The organism is uncultured Campylobacter sp. (genome assembly GCF_938045535.1).
Taxonomy (GTDB): Bacteria; Campylobacterota; Campylobacteria; order Campylobacterales; family Campylobacteraceae; genus Campylobacter_B.
In genome coordinates, this window is record NZ_CALIMQ010000144.1 from 1 (window position 1) to 1,459 (window position 1,459).

Genomic DNA, 1,459 nt, shown 5'->3' on the forward strand with positions numbered 1-1,459 from the left:
AGCCCCGTTTTGCGGCTCGGGCTTGGGCGGTAGGTTTGGTTATATTTTTCGGCGAGCTCGCGCACGTTTGAGAGGTTTTCTTTCTCGAGCTTATAAACGAGCTTCAGCGCCTCGCGTTCGCGCTCGCCGGCGCCCATTTGGCGCACCAAATCGTCCAAAATTTCGCTTATCATCGCAGCTTCGGACTCGCTTACGTACCCGTCGCTTTTGGCGACCTTGGCTAGAAGTGCTACTAAAATTTTAGCCTCTGCTAGCTGCATTCGCGCCTTGCCGCGATAGCCGGAGTTGCCGAGAGCCCCGCCGATCTGCGCGAAAATATACAGCGCGATTAAAAGAAATATGATGCTAAGCACGCGCTAGTCTTCGCTCTTTACGATCTTAGCAAACTCGCCGAAGTAAATTTCTTTTAGCGCCTTTAGATTTTTAGAGACGGAATTTATGCGAAACACTTCGCCGCCGCTGATGCCTAGGCGCATTAAGCTTAGCCCGTATTTTGCGGCCAGCTCTTTAAATTTCGCCTCGTCGCGGACGCCGAAAATCGCGCGCGAAAAGCTCTCGTCGAAAATATCTCTGCTATCATCGCAACTCATCTCAAACTCGCCGCCTACGCCGCCTACGCACGCCATCTTCGCAAGCGTAATCGCCACGCCGCCGATACCTACGGAGTTTGCAAATTCCAAAACCCCGCTCTTGCCTGCTTCTATCGCGAAGTCCCACAGCGCGCGCTCTGCCTTTAAATTTAGCTCGGGCAGGCTGCCTGCGACGCGATTTTCCACCGCTTTCATATAAAGCGAACCCGCAAATACGCCCTTCGTATCGCCTACCAGATAGACGCTCACGCCGCTAGCGCAAAAATCGCTAGGGATGATCTCGCCCTCATTCGTTCCCACGCATACGATCGCGGGAGTGGGCTGGATGCTAACGCCGCCCGTTTCGTTATAAAGGCTTACGTTGCCGCTGATGACCGGAGTATTTAGCGCGGCACAAGCCTGCTTGATCCCCTCGCAGCCCTGCGCGAACTGCCACATAACCTCGGGATTTTGCGGATTGCCGTAGTTTAGGCAATCGGTGATGGCTAGAGGCGTCGCGCCGCTCATAGCGACCTTTCGCCCCGCCGAAGCTACCGCGAGCGCCGCGCCTATGCGAGGATGGACGTAATTCATCCGCGTGTTGCAGTCCGCAGCCATAGCAAGCTTTACGCCGTTTTGCTTAACGCGCAGCACCGCAGCGCCCAGCATGCCGGGACGCTTGGCGGAGTTTAGCCCTACGTTAGCGTCGTATTGATCGTAGATGTAGGATTTATTTAGCACTTCGGGGTCCTCAAAAATTTTATCAAACGCCGCTTCCAACTCGCGCTCGCTTGCACCGCAACCGCATAAATTTTGTTGCGCGATCTGCGCCATATATGCAGGCTCTTTTATCGGGCGATCCAGCACGGGCGCTGCCTCGCTAAGAGGCT

Annotated in this window: 1 protein-coding gene and 1 pseudogene; both read right to left on the minus strand. The window is 55.0% G+C overall.

The window, feature by feature from the left end:
• Positions 1 to 353: pseudogene (locus Q0095_RS04635) on the minus strand (hypothetical protein); the annotation flags it as partial.
• Positions 354 to 356: 3 nt separating this feature from the next.
• On the minus strand, positions 357 to 1,459 hold a 1,103-nt coding region (locus tag Q0095_RS04640; RefSeq protein ID WP_297881808.1), incomplete at its 5' end, for an AIR synthase related protein.